At 43.0% G+C, this 17303-nt stretch carries 20 protein-coding genes, 1 riboswitch and 1 other annotated feature; of the genes, 7 read left to right on the top strand and 13 right to left on the bottom strand.

Annotated elements, in window-relative coordinates; translation table 11 throughout:
• Positions 1-193 precede the first annotated feature (193 nt).
• A complete protein-coding gene (locus tag LCL89_RS08915) occupies positions 194-700 on the top strand; it encodes a CotY/CotZ family spore coat protein (protein WP_224809789.1) in 507 nt (168 codons plus the stop codon).
• Positions 701-736: 36 nt separating this feature from the next.
• Here the strand turns inward: LCL89_RS08915 and LCL89_RS08920 are convergent, their stop codons facing one another.
• From LCL89_RS08920 to LCL89_RS08945, 6 genes are all read right to left on the bottom strand, one after another.
• On the bottom strand, positions 737-1201 hold the full coding sequence (locus tag LCL89_RS08920) for a DinB family protein (protein WP_224809790.1): 465 nt from the start codon (positions 1199-1201) through the stop codon (positions 737-739).
• A 178-nt stretch (positions 1202-1379) separates the two neighbouring features.
• On the bottom strand, positions 1380-2639 hold the full coding sequence (locus LCL89_RS08925; RefSeq protein ID WP_197317889.1) for a glutamate-5-semialdehyde dehydrogenase: 1260 nt from the start codon (positions 2637-2639) through the stop codon (positions 1380-1382).
• Positions 2640-2659: 20 nt separating this feature from the next.
• On the bottom strand, positions 2660-3790 hold the full coding sequence (gene proB, locus LCL89_RS08930; RefSeq protein WP_197317890.1) for a glutamate 5-kinase: 1131 nt from the start codon (positions 3788-3790) through the stop codon (positions 2660-2662).
• A gap of 43 nt (positions 3791-3833) precedes the next feature.
• Positions 3834-4676, bottom strand: coding sequence for a pyrroline-5-carboxylate reductase (gene proC, locus LCL89_RS08935; RefSeq protein ID WP_224809792.1), 843 nt, complete (start codon positions 4674-4676; stop codon positions 3834-3836).
• A 347-nt stretch (positions 4677-5023) separates the two neighbouring features.
• Positions 5024-5422 (bottom strand): thioredoxin family protein, encoded by a 399-nt coding sequence (locus tag LCL89_RS08940; protein ID WP_318245612.1) that lies wholly within the window; start codon positions 5420-5422, stop codon positions 5024-5026.
• Positions 5423-5424: 2 nt separating this feature from the next.
• Positions 5425-6036, bottom strand: a complete 612-nt coding sequence (locus LCL89_RS08945) for a DUF421 domain-containing protein (RefSeq protein ID WP_224809793.1) — start codon at positions 6034-6036, stop codon at positions 5425-5427.
• Between the two features lie 105 nt (positions 6037-6141).
• Positions 6142-6350: a binding site (T-box leader), on the top strand.
• Between the two features lie 44 nt (positions 6351-6394).
• Here LCL89_RS08945 and argS point away from each other — a divergent pair.
• Positions 6395-8077, top strand: coding sequence for an arginine--tRNA ligase (gene argS / locus LCL89_RS08950; RefSeq protein ID WP_224809794.1), 1683 nt, complete (start codon positions 6395-6397; stop codon positions 8075-8077).
• 43 nt (positions 8078-8120) lie between these two features.
• On the opposite strand, the gene LCL89_RS08955 is transcribed toward argS, so the two are convergent.
• A complete protein-coding gene (locus tag LCL89_RS08955; RefSeq protein ID WP_224809795.1) occupies positions 8121-9254 on the bottom strand; it encodes an endonuclease in 1134 nt (377 codons plus the stop codon).
• A 191-nt stretch (positions 9255-9445) separates the two neighbouring features.
• On the opposite strand from LCL89_RS08955, the gene LCL89_RS08960 reads away from it, so the two are divergent.
• A complete protein-coding gene (locus LCL89_RS08960; RefSeq protein ID WP_224809796.1) occupies positions 9446-9682 on the top strand; it encodes a hypothetical protein in 237 nt (78 codons plus the stop codon).
• Here LCL89_RS08960 and LCL89_RS08965 read toward each other — a convergent pair whose 3' ends face one another.
• On the bottom strand, positions 9683-10297 hold the full coding sequence (locus tag LCL89_RS08965; RefSeq protein WP_224809797.1) for a CPBP family intramembrane glutamic endopeptidase: 615 nt from the start codon (positions 10295-10297) through the stop codon (positions 9683-9685).
• Positions 10298-10503: 206 nt separating this feature from the next.
• On the opposite strand from LCL89_RS08965, the gene LCL89_RS08970 reads away from it, so the two are divergent.
• Together LCL89_RS08970 and LCL89_RS08975 are read left to right on the top strand one after the other, a co-directional pair.
• On the top strand, positions 10504-11208 hold the full coding sequence (locus LCL89_RS08970; protein ID WP_224809798.1) for a hypothetical protein: 705 nt from the start codon (positions 10504-10506) through the stop codon (positions 11206-11208).
• 203 nt (positions 11209-11411) lie between these two features.
• Positions 11412-11936, top strand: coding sequence for a ribonuclease H-like YkuK family protein (locus LCL89_RS08975; protein ID WP_224809799.1), 525 nt, complete (start codon positions 11412-11414; stop codon positions 11934-11936).
• Here the strand turns inward: LCL89_RS08975 and LCL89_RS08980 are convergent, their stop codons facing one another.
• Positions 11937-12857, bottom strand: coding sequence for a DMT family transporter (locus tag LCL89_RS08980; protein WP_224809800.1), 921 nt, complete (start codon positions 12855-12857; stop codon positions 11937-11939). It lies immediately after the preceding gene.
• A gap of 84 nt (positions 12858-12941) precedes the next feature.
• Here LCL89_RS08980 and LCL89_RS08985 point away from each other — a divergent pair, with 84 nt between their 5' ends.
• On the top strand, positions 12942-13214 hold the full coding sequence (locus tag LCL89_RS08985) for a DUF4190 domain-containing protein (RefSeq protein WP_197317899.1): 273 nt from the start codon (positions 12942-12944) through the stop codon (positions 13212-13214).
• A gap of 52 nt (positions 13215-13266) precedes the next feature.
• Here the strand turns inward: LCL89_RS08985 and LCL89_RS08990 are convergent, their stop codons facing one another.
• From LCL89_RS08990 to LCL89_RS09005, 4 genes are all read right to left on the bottom strand, one after another.
• A complete protein-coding gene (locus LCL89_RS08990; protein ID WP_224809801.1) occupies positions 13267-13914 on the bottom strand; it encodes a peroxiredoxin-like family protein in 648 nt (215 codons plus the stop codon).
• 52 nt (positions 13915-13966) lie between these two features.
• Positions 13967-15061 carry an ethanolamine utilization protein EutH gene (gene eutH / locus LCL89_RS08995; RefSeq protein WP_224809802.1) on the bottom strand — a complete coding sequence of 365 codons (1095 nt, stop codon included), beginning with the start codon at positions 15059-15061 and terminating at the stop codon, positions 13967-13969.
• A gap of 149 nt (positions 15062-15210) precedes the next feature.
• Positions 15211-15681: a peptide-methionine (S)-S-oxide reductase MsrA gene (msrA, locus tag LCL89_RS09000; protein ID WP_224809803.1), complete on the bottom strand. Its 471-nt coding sequence runs from the start codon at positions 15679-15681 to the stop codon at positions 15211-15213.
• Between the two features lie 117 nt (positions 15682-15798).
• Positions 15799-15919, bottom strand: a riboswitch (SAM riboswitch).
• Positions 15920-16196: 277 nt separating this feature from the next.
• Entirely contained in the window at positions 16197-16592 is a 396-nt protein-coding gene (locus LCL89_RS09005) for a VOC family protein (protein ID WP_224809804.1), read from the bottom strand.
• A 169-nt stretch (positions 16593-16761) separates the two neighbouring features.
• Between LCL89_RS09005 and LCL89_RS09010 the strand changes: the two genes are divergently transcribed.
• A complete protein-coding gene (locus tag LCL89_RS09010; protein WP_224809805.1) occupies positions 16762-17271 on the top strand; it encodes a DinB family protein in 510 nt (169 codons plus the stop codon).
• Positions 17272-17303 lie beyond the last annotated feature (32 nt).

The following is a 17303-nucleotide window of genomic DNA, read 5'->3' on the forward strand; positions in this document are numbered from 1 at the left end:
TCATGGTGTGGTCCGCCATGAGTCTATAAAACTATGTTTATAGATAGTCTATCTTATGTTTTTTCGGTAGTTTTGGCTTGGCATATATCCTATAACTCTCTCTTTTTTCCAATAAATAGACGACTGTACAAGCACGTTCTCTATTTTTTCATAGAAATATATAGACTTACAATAAAAAGGAGAGATTTATAGAATGAGTTGTTACCACTCAGATGGCTGTAAAAAAGACAAATGTATCCGCGACATCGTCAGAGATATCGTCAAAGCTCAAGATGAGGTAGCTGAGCGCGAGCACAGTTGCAGCACAAGTTGCGAGCAGTCCATTCGTGAGCTTCTTTCACCAACTGCGAACGAAAACCAGAAGACTACCATTCCAGTCATGTTATACACAAAGGACTCTGAAATCTTTAAAGCTGAAGGGTACAAGAGTCTTGGTGGAAAACAATGGTTGGTCAAAACCAAAGTCTTCAAAGTGAAAAAATTCGTTGAGGGCAGTCGTCATTGTGTCAAATTGGAATTGCTTAAACCTATCAAGCATTCTCCATCATCTACAGTATCTACACCTTGCAGAAAGAAACATGTGGATGAGTTCAAGTCCACAGGAATCTGTATCACTGTTGACTTGAAATGCTTCTGTGGAATCGCTTGTCTGGAGCCAATTACTCCAGAGCCGGTTACTTCAGGAGACCTTGAATGCTAAATAGAAAACCCAGGATGCGTGCATCCTGGGTTTTATTTATCCTCTGACAACTGGAGAGGACGTCCACGTACCGAACTGCTTACGTATATGCACGATCTGACCGATATGGTAAGCATTATGGATCAACAAATGAGAAATCGTTTCTGCCCACTTTTCCAATTTTTCATCACTGCACATACGAAGCTGCCGACGGAACTTGATCATACATTCCTGATAGTTTTTGACCGTTTGTTCCCACGTCAAGCCATCATGATTTTGAAACGTATCGTAGTAACGGGGGTAATCTGGTATTTCTTCACCACAAAAGCGGCATAAATACCGATAATTGTAAAAGTAAAGGTGAGAGACAAGTTCAAAAATAGAATTCGACTGACCATCATCGGGTTTCTCATTTGCCTGATATTCAGTAAGATCTTTCACTGCTAAATTAAAACATACAAACCAATTATTTTCGTCATAAATGGCGGCAAGCTGTTCAAGTAAAACATTCCTTAAAGTCATTTTCATCGCCTCCATAGTCATCTCTAGTTTAATTTCGTCATTTATCGACCCGAATCCTTCTTTTGTCCTATGGGAATAAGAGGAAATAGACTATGTATAAGTTTTAAAGAATGCTCAACATAACCAAAATAAAAAAGGGAAACTCCTGAGAGTTTCCCTTTATCACTATCAGATTGTTTTATCGGATTTGGCCAGTACCTTTCATTAGGAACTTAACCGTTGTCAACGCTGGAAGACCCATTGGTCCACGTGCGTGTAACTTCTGAGTAGAAATACCGATTTCTGCACCGAATCCAAGCGCTCCACCGTCTGTGAAACGGGTAGATGCATTGTGGTAAAGTGCTGCAGCGTCTACAAGTGCAAAGAACTTGTCAGCTGCTTCCTGGTTTTCTGTAACGATTGCTTCAGAGTGTTTCGTTCCGTACGTTTCGATGTGAGTAATGGCATCTGTCAGATCGTCTACAGCTTTTACAGCGATGTCTGTGCTTAGATATTCATTTGCCCAGTCTTCTTCGCCAGCAAGGACGGATCCTGGAATGATATTCATCACGTGTTCATCACCGTGTACGTGGATGTCGTTTTCTTTCAAGGCTTTGATCAATGCTTCATTGTTGGCAGCCAACCACTCTTTGTGGACGACCAGAGTTTCTGCTGCGTTACATACCGCCGGGCGGTCAGTTTTTGCGTTCACAAGAATATTGATTGCTTTTTCTACATCGGCATCTTTGTCGATATAGATGTGGCAGTTTCCGACACCTGTTTCAAGTACAGGTACAGTAGCATTTTCAACAACAGCTTGGATCAGCTTGCCACCGCCACGTGGAATCAATACGTCGATATGCTCTTTCATTGTGAACATTTCGTTGGTTGCAGAGCGGTCCGTGGATGCGATGAATTGTACTGCTTCTTTAGGAATTTTTGTTTCTGCCAGTCCTTTGTGCATCACTTCAACGATGGCCTTGTTGGAGTTGATGGCAGATGAACCACCTTTCAGCACAATAGCGTTACCTGATTTAAGAGCAAGGCCGGTAGCATCTACTGTTACGTTCGGGCGTGCTTCGTAAATCATGCCGATGACGCCAAGTGGTACGGTCACTTTTTCGACCTGAAGATCATTTTCCAATGTCCAGTCAGATAGAACCTGACCAGTTGGGTCTTCAAGCTCAGAAACTTCACGAAGACCTTGGGCAAAATCAGCGATACGTTCTTTTGATAGAGACAGACGGTCCATGAACGCCTCGGTGAAGCCTTTTTCACGTCCATTTTCCAAGTCTTTTTCGTTGGCTGCAAGAATGGTTTCATACTCGCGCTCAAGAACATCAGCCAAATGGTTCAACGCTTCGTTCTTTTCCTCTTTAGAAAGGATCATCAGTGTTTTAGAAGCTTTCTTCGCTTCTATCGCTTGTGCTTCAACATTTACTTTCGTTGTTTGTGTCATCAAAGACCTCCTTGAGAATTTTAAACGCCTACAGGTAGTGCAACTTCTAAATGACAGACGAAGTCTTTACGTTCGATTGCTGCTTTTTCATACGATTCAAGTTCCGGTTCAGTAAGACCAATCATGTCTTTCATTTCCTTGGATGAATAATTTACGACTCCAAGGCCGATTTCTTCGCCTTCCAAATCGTGAATGCGAACGACTGCACCTTTTTCAAAGCTTCCTTCAACGTTGTGAACATTCATTGGCAATAGGCTCTTCTTCATTTCAACAATAGACTCTTTTGCACGGGCGTCGATAGTTACATCGCCTTCCGGGCCTGAGTTGAATGCGATCCATTGCTTTTTCTGGTCGAGGTTTTCTTGTTCGGAATTGGATTCGAAGTACGTTCCTTTAGCATTGTGGTAAACGGCATCATATACAATGTCATCTACGCCGGCTTTTCCTAGGAAGGAAGAAATTCCAGAAGCCATAGCGATCTTGAATGCGTCAATTTTAGACTTCATTCCGCCTGTACCAACAGAGCTTCCTGGATCTCCTGCAGCAGCTTCGATTTCTGGGGTGATTTCGCGGACTTGTTCGAGAAGCTGTGCATCCTCATTTTTTCTAGGGTCATCATCATATAGTCCATCAATATCAGATAGTATAATCAGTTGATCGGCATCGACCAGGGCAGCGACTTTCGCAGAAAGCGTGTCGTTGTCACCGAACCTTAGACGATCGACCGTAATCGTATCGTTTTCGTTGACGATTGGAATGATTCCACGTTCGAGCAATACGTTGATGGTGTTGCGCGCATTGTTATAACGGTTTTCATCCGAAAAGTCTCCGCGTGTGATTAGGATTTGGGACCCCATATAGCCGTGGGACAAGAACAGGTCAGAATATGACTCCATCAATAGTCCTTGGCCGATGGAAGCCGCAGCTTGCTTTTCAGGCAGCTCGGTCGGGCGCTCAAGGCAGCCAAGCTTACGATATCCAGCTGCTACAGCTCCTGAGGATACAAGTAATACTTCGTGGCCGTCGTCCTTCAAACGGACAACTTCATCTACTAATTTCTCAAGCTTGCGGCGACTGATTTCACCGTGCAAACTAGTCAGGGAACTACTCCCTATTTTTATTACTACCCTTTTATTATCTTTAGTCAACATATCACTCCTGATTAGCGTTTTTGCTTCAATGGAAAAAGGTCTTTTATTTACTACCTACGAGCAATCCTTCAAGTTCTTCGCTCAATTGTTTAGAACGGCTTGCAGCACCTTTGATCGCTTCTGAGATCGCCTGACCTCCGCCATTTTGATCCAAAGCGTCAAGTCCAGCCGCTGTCGTACCGTTTGGAGATGTTACATTTTCGCGTAGTTCAGTAGGGCTTTCATTACGTTCAAGCATCATTTTCGCGGCACCTAATAAGGTTTGTGCACCGATTTCACGCAACGTTTCTGAGTCCATGCCTTCTGCACGACCTGTTTCTTCGATGTGTTCCATAAGATAGTAGAAGTATGCAGGTCCGCTTCCGGCAATGCCTGTGAAAACGTCCATTTTATCTTCTTCAATAACGAATACTTCACCGATGGAACGCAGCAATTCTTTCGCTACAAGTACATTGTCCATAGCTGCATATCGTCCTGGAGTAATTGCAGTTGCTGATTCACGCAGCATGCTGGAAGTGTTCGGCATAACACGAATCACTTGCTGTCCATCGTTCAATCGTTCTTCCATATAAGAAGTAGAGATTCCGGCTAAAACGGAAACCAATACTTGATTCGGTTGAATTTTATCTTTTAAATCTGCTAATACAGCATCAATATCTTTCGGTTTCATTGCAAGAATGAATTGATCGACTTCTGCGAAATCCAATTCATCTTTTAATACTGTGCGTACACCATATTTTTCATTAATTTCATTTAGACGTTCTTTATTGCTTCTATTTGTAACGATCAGTTTATCGGCAGGAATATTGCCTGATTCCACCATTCCTGAAATCATTGCTTCTGCCATAGATCCTGCTCCTAGAAATGCAATCGTCTGTTTGATCATTATGGGTTTATCTCTCCCGTTCGCGTTTTTTGTTCGCTAATTACAAGACGTTAATCATAATAACATGGGGAAAATCATTATCAAGGGCTTTTCGGGATGTCATGCCTATAAGAGCCAATTAGTGAGTGTAAACGGTTTCATGGAGAGATATTTAGTACTTATCGTGTCTCATCGCTATTCATTCCTTCTCAGGATATTATTTGAAGGTTGAAATTTCCTGATTTTACCCAATAATCCGTCACTAACAATTAGTTGAATGTTCAGAAAAATCCGTCATGATGAGCTTTCATGGACATTGAATGCATAAAAAAAACCGATCCATAATTTCATACGGATCGGGCCTCTCATTAATCTTCATTTATGAAGTGATTGAACTTTGCAAGCTGCATATTCAATTCCCCCATCGGAACGAAGCGTGCTTTCCTGAACATTTCTTTTCCTTCTGCAAAGATCAGAATGGCCGGAACTGTCATGACAGAAAATTGACCGGCTACCTCAGGGACCTCTTTGGCATCCAAATGAATGGATGTAATTTTCGGATAATCCTCTAAGAGTTCTTCTACTTGAGGCAATAGAGAATGACAAACCGAACAATTTGGTTGAGAAATGTATAAGAGGGATAAAGGTTGTGATTGGATGACTTCCTGGGCTTGTTCCATAGTTTCTAGTTTCTTCAAATCGTTCACCTCTCTTTTCTTTCTATATTGTATCAGTTCACCAGCCTCTTTACCTTTCATCTGCCTCATATCTACTGAAGTCGATCTGCGGGAGGTGTTGAATGTATTTTCTTCTCCACTTCGCTGAATATCGTGGATTGTTCAGAGGGTGAGACGGGTTGTAACGCCTGATCAGAACTCATAGCATTTCTTAATAGGACGAGTTCCTTCATTATATGGTCAATATCTTGTCTGGTGGCAGGCTTTTTTTCATCCTTCAATTCAATGCCTACTTGTCCATTCGGTTCAAGCGTAGCTGTTTTGACGTCACTGATATTGGATACACCGCTCTGTCTTAATTTCATTTCCAGCTGGTCGACTGTAAATCGCAGATTCTTTATATTTTCTTCCTTCAACTGTCCATGTTCTATGATAGTTACCGCTCTACCAGTCAAGAACTTTTCCATAAAATCAAACTTCACTTGTAAGTATTCTATCAATAACAACGTACCGACAAGTACACCACCAACACCAAAAGTCACCCATATGTTTTTCCCTGAGACAGGTTGAATCAACAAGGATCCTATTCCGATCATGATGACCGTCTGGGCAAGTGTCATTTGTGAAATTGATTTTCTTCCTGCAATTCTGAGTATGATCGTCCCAACAGAAATGATTAATACGGCTTTCCATATCCAGTCCATCTATACCCACCTCTTTTCCGGCTTATCTTCCCCTCTCGTTTATCGCTTATTCTCTTTTCCTTATTGCAATTGGGGGTTCGATTCGCTATAATCTTCTCTAATCATTAAAAATCGTTGAAAAAGAGAGTAGCTTTTATGGATCGGACAGCGAATCAGGGGTGGTGGGAGCCTGAGACGAAACCAGAAAGTGAACCGGACTTTTGAGATGTGATCCTGAACTTATAGTAGGGATTGCCGGGGGATTCTCCCTCGTTAACAAATCGAGTGGCCTGTTGGCTATAAGAGTGGTACCGCGAGCAAACCTCGTCTCTTCAGTGAGACGAGGTTTTTTTAGGTTCAATAAAAAGGAGGAATCAGGATGGAACGACACATTTTCGCTTTACAGATCTCCCACCTGTTAGGAGAATCTTTTTCAAGAGAGTGGGTTTATGCCCAGATTGAAATTCCGAAACAGGAAACGCACGGGGACCTCGCTTTTCCGTGCTTTTCCTTAGCGAAACATTACAGAAAAAATCCAAAAGACATCGCTGAAGAAATCAGTCAATCTATCAAGCACGATGTTTTTGAGTCCGTGTCAGCAACCGGCGGGTTCGTTAATGTCATGTTGAATAAAAAGTTCATCACGTCACACACACTCAACCAGCTATTATCAGAACCCGGAGAGTTTGGAACCCATTCGTTCGGAAAAGGAAAGAAAGTGGTCCTTGACCTGTCCGCGCCCAACATCGCCAAACCTTTTTCGATGGGACACCTCCGATCGACAGTGATCGGGAACGCAGTCGCCAACCTCGCTGAAAAGTGTGGATATGAGCCTGTAAAAATTAATTATATCGGTGACTATGGAACGCAGTTTGGTAAACTTCTCGCCGCTTATAAACGCTGGGGGAACCCTTCATTAATTAAAGAAAATCCGCTTCATGAATTGAAGAAAATCTATGTGAAGTTCCACCAGGAAGCAGAAAAGAATCCAGATTTGATTGAAGAAGGCCGCCAATGGTTCAGGAAATTGGAGCACCAAGATGAAGAAGCGGTAGAGTTGTGGACCTGGTTCAAGGATGTATCATTGATTGAGTTCAATAAAGTCTATCAGCTGCTGGGGGTTTCATTCGATCTTACACGTGGCGAAGCTTATTACAACGATAAAATGGAAGCGACCATCGAATTGTTAAAAGAGAACAATCTACTTGAACATTCAGAAGGGGCCGAGGTCGTGCGCCTGGATGAGGAAGGCCTTCCTCCCTGCCTGATTCGTAAAAGTGATGGCACAACTATCTATGCGACGCGTGATTTGACTGCCGCCATTGATCGATACCAAACCTATGCATTCGATGAGAGTCTTTATGTTGTCGGGCATGAACAAACCCTCCATTTTCAGCAGATTGTTCACGTGCTGAAAAAGTTGAATTTCGAGTGGGCCGATCGGATTCAACATATATCATTCGGGATGATGTTGAAAGATGGAAAGAAGATGTCGACTCGAAAGGGAAAAACGATCTTATTGGAAGAAGTGCTGAAGGAAGCCATTGATAAGGCAAGAGAAAATATTGAAGAGAAAAATCCACAATTAGAAAACAAGGACGAAACCGCCCGCCAGGTAGGTGTCGGTGCAGTCATTTTCCACGACTTGAAGCACGACCGACGCAATGATGTTGAGTTTTCTCTTGATGAAATGCTCACGTTTGAAGGACATACCGCTCCTTATTTACAGTACTCTTATGTCAGAGCGAAATCTCTGCTTGAAAAAGGAGGATTCACATCTTCTTCAGCTGCAGCAGAAATCGATGACCCGGAAGCCTGGTCCTTAATAAAAACGATCCGTGCTTATCCGGAAAAAATCAAAATGGCTTACGAGACCTATGACCCTTCCACGATAGCCAAGCATTTATTGGACCTTGCCAGATCCTTCAACCAGTATTATGCCAAAACGAATATTGTAAACAGCCATAACAAAAATGAAAAACTCACCCTGGTTTATGCATTTTCCCTCGTATTAAAAGACGGCCTTCAAGTTCTTGGAATCGAAACGCCTGAAAAAATGTAAACAAAATAAAGCCCGTTCACTACGATGTGAACGGGCGACACGTTTACCAAATCAAGTCGACATATTCAGGATGATCGATGAACGGGTTACGGTTATTTTGGTAATCGTTATAGATGATTTCGTTTCTGTTCTGCTCAAAATCACTGACAGGATCCTGGTCATGCCATTGTTTTAACGTGGAGAGTTTTCCGAGTTTCGGTCCACTCGTTCCTACATAATCGGCTACAACAAGGTCCGGTTCCCCTGACCGTTCCCCTTCATAACGGACAGCCATATAGAAAATCATTCTGGCAACATCGCCTTTTACTTCGTCACGAGGCTCCCAGGAATCCGAATCGTAAAAAGTCCCAGGTGCTTCATGATGGCTGGAACCTCCGTTATCAAAATCCAAATTACTACGTGAAGAATTGACGGTTACATCGGTCGGCCTCAAATGATGCAGATCGGTACCAGGTCCCATAGCGTTTCCAAAATCCCCATGTGATTTCGCCCAGACGTGTTCCCTGTTCCAATCATCGACATCTCCGCCATTTTCATATTTAGATTGAGAACGTCCGGAATAAAGTAAAAGGACATTATTGGCGTTTGCTGGATCTTCATCCGTCATACGCAGAGCCCCCCAGACATCATCATAAGAGATTTCTGTATGAGCATCGATAATATCGTTCAGTCCGTCCTTCAATGCTTGACCGCTTTTTCCTTCAACAGAGTCATAGTACCCATTCGGGCCACCAGAACCAGAACCGGATCCACCTCCGCCACTCGTAGATTTCGTTATGATGGACGTCACATTTTCCACGCCTTCATGACTGAAGTATGGATCTCGGGTGCCATCGACCTCTATGAAATCCCCCATATTTTCCGGGTGGTTGACCAAACCATATTCTGCACGGTACTCAGAATCAAGCTTGATGAAGATCATCTTACTGATTTGCGTTTCCGCTGGATCATCCGCCAGGGCAAGGGCATAATTGCTCGTAAAGTCTTTTTGTTCGACATGATCGACACGAACAGGAACTCCAACAATATATCCTTCGACAGAAACGTTCGTTCCATCCGGTTCATTCATCGCCTGCTCCACATTCAACACATTGGATGCCGCCTGGCATGCTCCTGCAATTCCAACTGTGATGAATGCAACAATGATTGCAAAGATCAGCTTTCTCGTAATTTTCATCTCATCAACTCTCCTCAGCCATTCATTTGAACGATGATCCGTCCACTACCAACATCGGCAATCGACAACAAATGTGTATAGACTTTGAGCTATTTTTGAAAAGTGATTCCTTAGGTCTGCTTCAATAGGCTGGATGTTTTCACTTGAATCAGGCCATCCTCTATAATAGGAATAAGCCTAGAGAAACGGAGATGAGTGAAATGTATCCTTTCTATTATGCAGTTGTAATTCTTGTTTCGATAGTAGCTCTCATAAGTACGATCGTCATTGCTAAAGATATGACGAAAAAAGAAAAAGAGCATAATTCTGAAGAAGACCTTGAGAGTTTAAAAGCAGACGGAAAAAATTCGAGCATTCCGCTATTGACCACCATTTATGCGATCACTTTCGCTATTACGATCATCCTCGTATGGATTTTCATCTTCTAATCATTGAATAAATAGAAGATAAACTGTCATGATTCCTGCATCCGCCAGCATATGACTGATCGTTACAGCCGCAAGCGATCCGGACTTTTCACGCAGCCACCCCCAATACAAGCCGACTATAAATACAGGCAGGACGATGAGGATGTTGACGGGCCATTGAAACAAAAGCAAAACAGTCAACACATGATAAATCGTATAAAAAAATGCTGAGTATAAAACAGCCTCTTTTTTCCCTCTCTTCAGTCTGATCCTTTCAAAAATGAACCCTCTCCAATACATCTCCTCCAAGAAAGGGTTAATAAAAATCAGAATTAAAATCAAACCCACTCCAGTGAACTTCCACTTGGCCAAAAGCGTCTCAACATTCTCCGGATCTATCAACAAATTAAAAAATATCGAGACACCTGTAACAATGGTCACATAAAAGAAAATACCGCTGATGATACCCATTTTTATTTTGTAGAAATCTCCCAGCTTCCTCAGCTGACCGGGACGGATGGATATCACCGCCAACCACCCATAAAATAGTACAAAGGTGATCAGAAGATTCTCAAAAGCATACAGCCCCATGGCGATCATGAAAGTAGGTCCAATTAAGTAAATGGAAGATTTCATATCATTCCCCTACCTTTCAAGGATAAAGAAGAAGATGAGCGGTAATAAAACCATTGCAAGACTATGGTCTTCACTAAGCAGACATGAACACAGTCTGAAAATTGAACATAACAGTAAAATATACGCATAAACTGTACTAGCTCCCCTTGTTGTCCACCTGAAAAGACCGAGAGTTAAAACACATCAGAGGTAAAGGAGATTACATCATGAAGCTACTTGGTTTGAAGCTGTTCAACTTAGCTGCTTATCTTTATTTACTGATCGCTTCCTTCTTTTTATCTGGAGATCTAATGGATGCCTCAGCAAACTCCGTGCTTGTCATGCCCGCCCCGTTCGCTTTTTCGATTTGGTTCCTTATTTACTTATTGCTCTTCATTTTCATTATACGCTCCTTTTTCGGAGATGAAGAATTCAATGACGTCATAAGAAAAATCGGACTATGGTTTCCGATCAGCATGATTTTATCCGGAACGACAGTCGTCGTTGATACGACTCCCTCTCTGCTGTTCATCTCACTCTCTTTATTGACACTATGCGTCGTCTACACGTGGATCGTTTCGCTCACTGGAAGTAAACCGAAGTACAGACTCCCTTTTTCCATCTATCTAGGATGGACGTCCATCGCGGTCATCGTCGATACATTCGTAGTATTGAAAGAAAATGGAGTGGACCAACTATTCGGAATCGGTGAACTGGGCTGGTCCGTTTTAGCTCTATGTCTCGGTGGGTTCGTTGCGACCGCCTTTCATTTTTATCATAAGGATTACTTCTTCCCTCTCGTGTTCGTTTGGGGTTATGGAGCGATATTCGCCTACCAGAGTGACTCTTTTATCAGGTTCGTCACAGGCGCATTCGTCCTAATACTGCTTTTCATCCTTTCCTTCCATTTCTTAAGAAGAAGAGATTCATAATTCATAGTTAAGGAGTGCTTCTTAAAAAAAGCACTCCTTGAAGTCGTGTAGGATTTTTTTCAAAAACCCTCTGATTAAGGAGAAATCATGGTAAAGTGGAAGTAACACCCTTTCTCACACTTATACAATACATTCATTCCACCCTAATTGAATACCCTATAACAAACATGGTTTCTTCATAGAAAAATGAAGGAGTGTTTGATATGAAACGACCTTTCCATTTCCAAAACCTCACCCATAAAAAAATGAGCTTTGATCAAGTCTTCTCTCACATTTTGACGTTCATGAAAAAAGACCCCCTGGGCAACTACCGGTTGATGCTGGGCACGGATTCCCAAGTGCACACAAGCCATACCATCTTCATCACCGGGATTGTCATTCAGCGTGTCGGTAAAGGGGCGTGGGCGTGCTTTCGTAAAGAATTGGTACAAAGACAGATATCAACGCTCCACGAGCGCATCTCCCATGAAACTTCTCTCACTGAACAGGTAGCTGCTCTTTTCACTGAACAAAGAAAAAACGAATTGATCGATGTTGTTCTCCCCCACATTTATAAAGGCGCGACATTCACGATGGAGGGCCACATCGACATCGGCTGTGGAGACAAAAACAGGACAAGAGTTTATGTGAATGAAATGATGGCAAGGATCGAATCACTCGGAATAGAGCCGAAAATCAAGCCCGATTCCATCGTGGCCAGCAGCTACGCCAACCGGTATACGAAGTAATCACCCGGCCTTTGAAGTCTTCCATGGCTTTTGTAATGGTTGTGACTTTCGGTTAGATAAATAAATGCCGACGAAAATCATCACTAATCCCATTGTCAGGTTCCGGGTCAGCGTCTCTCCAAGCAGGACGCTCCCCCACACCATCGCCGTCAATGGAATCAAGTAAGTGACTGAGGTCGCAAACTCCGCACTCCCTTTTTCAATCATGTAATAAAACAGTAAATGGGCGATGCCGGAGCCGAAGCAGCCGAGACCGATGATGGAAACCCAGATCATAGGACTGAAAAATGCCTCGGAGGGAATCGGGTTCTGTGTAATCAGCATTCCAATCCCTCCGACAGCCGCTCCTACTAAAAGAGAGACCGTGGTCACCAATAAGACACCCGCGTTCTGAAGATGGCGTTTCGTGTATTGAGAGGCGAACCCGTAGCAGGCGGTGGCCAGGATCATCGTGCCGATTCCGATAAAGTCCTGACCGAGGATTTCATCAACGTTGAAGTCCATGATGACGACAATGCCGATGAAGCCGATCCCTACTCCTGCCCATTGCTTCTTGGAAAGGACGATAGAGAAAAACAAGTATCCGATCAAAGCTGTGCACACAGGAGTCAAGGCATTGAGGACCGCTGCTGTACTGCTGTTGATCGTCGTTTCACTAAGAGCAATCAATCCCCATGGTAACCCTGCATTGAAAATCCCTACCACCCCGAGAGATTTCCATGGAAGAGGACGAACCAAGTGCTTCCTCTGCCACCAAAGGAATGGGAGTAAAATCAACGCCCCAGCCATACATCTCAGGAAAACCGTTCCCCATACCCCGGCAGGATCGACCAGCACTTTGATAAAGACGAAAGATAATCCCCATATCATACTCAAGCTGATAAGTGCTGCATAAAGTTTCATATGTAATCCTTCTTTCATTCTGATTTTCTTCTAATCTATTCATTATATCTCCATCCACTTTCCCTGTATGTACTTCATATGGATCATAAGGAGGCGCTCAAAATGAACAGCAAAGCTCTTACATCACTCACTTTCGGAATACTGTCATTGTTTATTCCCATCGTCGGTCTCATCCTGGGTCTTCTTGGGGTAAGATATGCCAATTTGAGCCTGACGGAAATTTCAAGTACGGGCGAAGACGGCCGTAATGTAGCGCTGTCAGGAAAGGTGTGCAGTATCGTCGGATTATGTATTCAGATCGGAGCACTCGTTCTGATTTTCTTAAGTCTGTTGTTATTTAATTTTACTATCGAACAATTTGAAATGACCCCATAAAAAAGCACCCCTTTCAGAGGCGCTTTTGTAAACTATGATCAATCCACTGACTTTAAACCTGCTTCAGCACTTCCAGGACTTCTGAAGGCTCAGCACGATCTTTATAATCAGACTTCGTATACTGATAGACGATCGTACCATCTGTATCAATCACGTAAGTGGCTGATACCGGAAGCGTCCATGCGTCATCTCCGTTGTGCTCATCCACCTTCAAGCCATTATTTTTATAGATTTCTATTAAGTAGTCCGGCAATTGATAAACCAAGTTATATTGGTTGGCAACTTCATTGCCTACATCACTCAGCACGAGGTACTCAAGATTATTTTTCTCTACAGTGGATAGAGAATGATCAGGAACTTCCGGGCTTACAGCCACAAGCTGACCGCCAGCTTCATGAATTTCTCCGATGATTTGTTGATAGGCGCGAAGTTCCATATTACAGAATGGGCACCAACCCCCCCGATAAAACGTCAGGATTACCGGTCCTTGTTTCAACTGCTCATACAATTCAACAGTCTGTCCATTCGCATCAGGAAGATTGAAATTCGGTGCTTTTTCCCCTTTTTCCAATCCGTTTCCCTCAGGAGAATTTTCTAATTCGTCTATCGCCTGTTTCATCTTTTGTTTGACTTCATCCGGCGCTTTTTCATTGAATTTCTCTACATACTCTTGAACCTTCTGTTTCATAGCGGTACTCACAAGAAAAACTCCTTTAATTTGAGATTCCTCTTTATTATAGTAAAGATTTCTCTTATTCCGAAATCATCTGTTTCGTACCTTTCGTGAATAGCAGTGCCAACACAACCGCTAATATACCTGCCGTCAATTTTCCTATCAGTACTGGCAGGATCATTTCCTTTTCCACACCAGCCACAAAGGCGAAGTGGCTGCCGATGACAAAAGCTCCACTGACAGCGAACGCTGCATTGACGACTTTCCCTCTGTGGTCCATATCTTTCATGGTCGCAAGCATCGGCAGGTGATGCGCAAGGGAGGCGATCATTCCTGTCATCGAAGCTGTATTCAATCCAAGCTTTCCTCCCAACCTTTCTAGCATAGGCGCACCTTTCTGGTTGATGAAACCGACTAGAGGGTAGGCCCCGGCGAGGGTCACTGTAATCCTCCCGACGATCGTCACCCCCTCAGATAATGGGCTCATGCCGGGAATGATGATAAAACCTGTCAAAGTTTCTATGATGATAGCGGCTAACCCAGCGATGATGATGATTTCTACCGTTTTTCCAAACATGGCAAACAAACGGATGGTGGCATTGGTGAATAACCAAAGACCAAATCCGATGAACACGGAAAGCAGCAAAGTCGGCAGCAAATTCCTAAGCATCCATCCCATTTCATAACCAGCGATCCCCCCGCCGACCAAACAGCCGACCGGAATGGTCATCAAACCGATTAGAATACCTTTGGCAAAATCCGGACGATCATTTTTCTGGATGACGGTCAATGCCACCGGGATGGTAAAAACGAGCGTAGGACCCATCATCGTTCCTAAAAGTGCCCATGAAAATACAGCGGCTCGTTCAGACAAAGCGAGAGAATTCGCTAACGGGTAAGCTCCCATATCAATCGCCAGAATCATCGAGGCGAACATAGAAGGATCTGCACCAAACCATTGGTAAAAAGGAGCGATCACAGGGGCAAGCCACATGGACAGGACAGGAGCCAAGGAGATGATTCCTACCATTGATAGAGCCAGTGGACCCATCATCATAAATGCTTCATAAAAGCGCCATCCTAAAGATAGACGGTGGTTCAATACATAATAATCGAGAGCTCCTAACACCATGAAGACGCACATGACGATCAATATCGCTTCATTCAACCACATAGGGCGATCCTCCTCTCATCTCTCTCCCTGAATTTTACTTCATACTTCAGGGAAATTACTACCTTCAGTTTTTAGAAATCATTGAAAGGAAGTTCAATAGATGAATGCAATAAAAAAAGACCTCCAGTATGTGGAGGTCTTCGGTTGTATCAGATTCCACAAGCGACGGTTCCATGCTTCTGGAAATACTTTTGATGCTCTTCTTCTGCTTCGTAAAATGTAGAAAGTTTAACAACTTCCGTCACAATCGGGCGCTTGAATGTCCCTTTTTCATTCCATTCATGAATCTTTTCTTCACCGATGAATTTTTGACTCTCATCGGAGTAAAAGATTACGGAACGGTATTGGTGGCCGACATCGACTCCCTGCTTATTCTTAGAAGTCGGATCGTGCACTTCAAAAAATATATTCACAAGCTCAGCATAGGTGATGATCGTTGGATCATAGTCGACTTTCACGACCTCTGCATGCCCTGTCTCTCCTGTTTTGACTTGTGTATAGGTAGGATTTTCTAAGTGTCCTCCCATGAAACCGACTCGCGTCGCGATAACTCCTTCAAATTTTTCAAAAAATGCTTCTACACCCCAGAAGCATCCTGCTCCAAATATAGCTGTTGCCATTTGTCATCTATCCTTTCTGTTTAACGCAACTTCTATCGAGAGTCTATGGCCGTAGCACAAATGAAAGACCCCTTTTCTTATCCAATAAGAAAAGGGGTCGCTAATATCCGCACGATCCTCTCATCTTCTAGGATAAAGTTCATCCTACAGGAATTGGCACCGTTCTCGTCAATCCGCAGATTGATTCGATGGTTGCCGGGCATCAAAGGGCCAGTCCCTCCGCCTCTCTGGATAAGAAGTTTCCGTTATTAATTTATGTTAATTAACATCTTACAATGTTTCAGTAGTGAAGTAAAGGAGGATGCTTATAATTTTTTTAACGGGAGCACATCCAGAATCGCTTAGCTTTATTATATTCATGAACTGGTTTCAAATGCCTGTCTTTGAAAAGAAATAGGGAGTTGGAATATAGACAGTGAAATTTAGACGACAAAAAAAACGCCCTGAAAATATCAGAGCGTTTCACGCCAATACTGATTCTGGAGATCGACATCCCCTTGACCCGCGGCAAAATGTTATTGAGCATTTTCATCCGGTTGATGGATGCCGAATATATTTCCTTCTGTATCAAAATAATACCCTTGCCAAGCCATACCAGATAAGGCTTGCTTCGGCATAGCTACTTTCCCATCATTACTGAGAATCTTTGCTTCAATTGAATCGTAATCATCAATACCGATCGTACAGGCATAGGCACTAAGAGCCTGATTCACTTCCGGAGGAGCACTCTGCCGCTGCATCAAAGCTCCATTGATTCCCGGCTCCTCATCATCACCAGTCACCGCTCCGAAATAAGGCATCCCCGCGAATTCACTCCAATCCTGGAATGTCCATCCGAACACTTCACTATAAAACTTTTTCGCCCTCTCCATATCATCAACATGAATTTCAAAATGTATGACCCTGCTCATCTCAATTCTCCTTCCTGATTCTTCTTAACTTTATATTCCACTCCACAACGTCTTTGTCCTCTTTTAAGAGCTGATGTTTCGTTGGTAATTTCAAATAAGGAAAAGGTAGATTTTAGAAATAGGAGTTATTCATGTGAACATGACGGGTAAGAGATAGGTAGCATCCAAAATGCTATGGAGAAAGGATGAAATCATGTACGGAATCGACGAGAAGAGAAAAGAAATCATTGAATTCACGGAGAAGCTTTCAGAAGAAGAAGCTCATCAAAAACCCGAGGAAGAGAAGTGGTCCATTTTAGAGATTTTAGAACATCTATATCTAATGGAAGAAATGGTCGTTTACCGAATGAAACAATCTTTGAAGCAGGGAGATCTTCAACAGGCAACTGAAAAGCCTGTTCATAAAACCGTAGATAGAACGCGGAAAGTCGAAGCACCAGAATCCGTACAGCCGAAAGGGGAATTTGAATCCTTAGAAGAAGCGATGGATCGTCTGGAAAAAACACGGGAAGCTACCATGTTTCTCATTCATAATAAAGACAAAGAAGTACTTCAAAACAGAATCTACCCTCACCCATCCTTCGGTGATATGAACTTGGAACAATGGGTGGAATTCATCGGTTGGCACGAACTTCGCCATTTAGAACAGATGAAAGAAGTCAAACAGAAAATCAGTTAAAAAAATCCCTTGAGCCCGGTGCTCAAGGGATT

The sequence above is a fragment of the Halobacillus yeomjeoni genome, from assembly GCF_020171525.1.
Classification (GTDB): Bacteria; Bacillota; Bacilli; order Bacillales; family Halobacillaceae; genus Halobacillus; species Halobacillus yeomjeoni.

What these genes read in the sequence shown, in the direction of transcription:
- LCL89_RS08915 (WP_224809789.1), top strand. Translation starts at nt 194, where the DNA reads ATGAGTTGTTACCACTCAGATGGCTGTAAAAAAGACAAATGTATCCGC.
- LCL89_RS08920 (WP_224809790.1), bottom strand. Translation starts at nt 1,201, where the DNA reads ATGACTTTAAGGAATGTTTTACTTGAACAGCTTGCCGCCATTTATGAC.
- LCL89_RS08925 (WP_197317889.1), bottom strand. Translation starts at nt 2,639, where the DNA reads ATGACACAAACAACGAAAGTAAATGTTGAAGCACAAGCGATAGAAGCG.
- proB (WP_197317890.1), bottom strand. Translation starts at nt 3,790, where the DNA reads ATGTTGACTAAAGATAATAAAAGGGTAGTAATAAAAATAGGGAGTAGT.
- proC (WP_224809792.1), bottom strand. Translation starts at nt 4,676, where the DNA reads ATGATCAAACAGACGATTGCATTTCTAGGAGCAGGATCTATGGCAGAA.
- LCL89_RS08940 (WP_318245612.1), bottom strand. Translation starts at nt 5,422, where the DNA reads ATGAGGCAGATGAAAGGTAAAGAGGCTGGTGAACTGATACAATATAGA.
- LCL89_RS08945 (WP_224809793.1), bottom strand. Translation starts at nt 6,036, where the DNA reads ATGGACTGGATATGGAAAGCCGTATTAATCATTTCTGTTGGGACGATC.
- argS (WP_224809794.1), top strand. Translation starts at nt 6,395, where the DNA reads ATGGAACGACACATTTTCGCTTTACAGATCTCCCACCTGTTAGGAGAA.
- LCL89_RS08955 (WP_224809795.1), bottom strand. Translation starts at nt 9,254, where the DNA reads ATGAAAATTACGAGAAAGCTGATCTTTGCAATCATTGTTGCATTCATC.
- LCL89_RS08960 (WP_224809796.1), top strand. Translation starts at nt 9,446, where the DNA reads ATGAGTGAAATGTATCCTTTCTATTATGCAGTTGTAATTCTTGTTTCG.
- LCL89_RS08965 (WP_224809797.1), bottom strand. Translation starts at nt 10,297, where the DNA reads ATGAAATCTTCCATTTACTTAATTGGACCTACTTTCATGATCGCCATG.
- LCL89_RS08970 (WP_224809798.1), top strand. Translation starts at nt 10,504, where the DNA reads ATGAAGCTACTTGGTTTGAAGCTGTTCAACTTAGCTGCTTATCTTTAT.
- LCL89_RS08975 (WP_224809799.1), top strand. Translation starts at nt 11,412, where the DNA reads ATGAAACGACCTTTCCATTTCCAAAACCTCACCCATAAAAAAATGAGC.
- LCL89_RS08980 (WP_224809800.1), bottom strand. Translation starts at nt 12,857, where the DNA reads ATGAAAGAAGGATTACATATGAAACTTTATGCAGCACTTATCAGCTTG.
- LCL89_RS08985 (WP_197317899.1), top strand. Translation starts at nt 12,942, where the DNA reads ATGAACAGCAAAGCTCTTACATCACTCACTTTCGGAATACTGTCATTG.
- eutH (WP_224809802.1), bottom strand. Translation starts at nt 15,061, where the DNA reads ATGTGGTTGAATGAAGCGATATTGATCGTCATGTGCGTCTTCATGGTG.
- msrA (WP_224809803.1), bottom strand. Translation starts at nt 15,681, where the DNA reads ATGGCAACAGCTATATTTGGAGCAGGATGCTTCTGGGGTGTAGAAGCA.
- LCL89_RS09005 (WP_224809804.1), bottom strand. Translation starts at nt 16,592, where the DNA reads ATGAGCAGGGTCATACATTTTGAAATTCATGTTGATGATATGGAGAGG.
- LCL89_RS09010 (WP_224809805.1), top strand. Translation starts at nt 16,762, where the DNA reads ATGCTATGGAGAAAGGATGAAATCATGTACGGAATCGACGAGAAGAGA.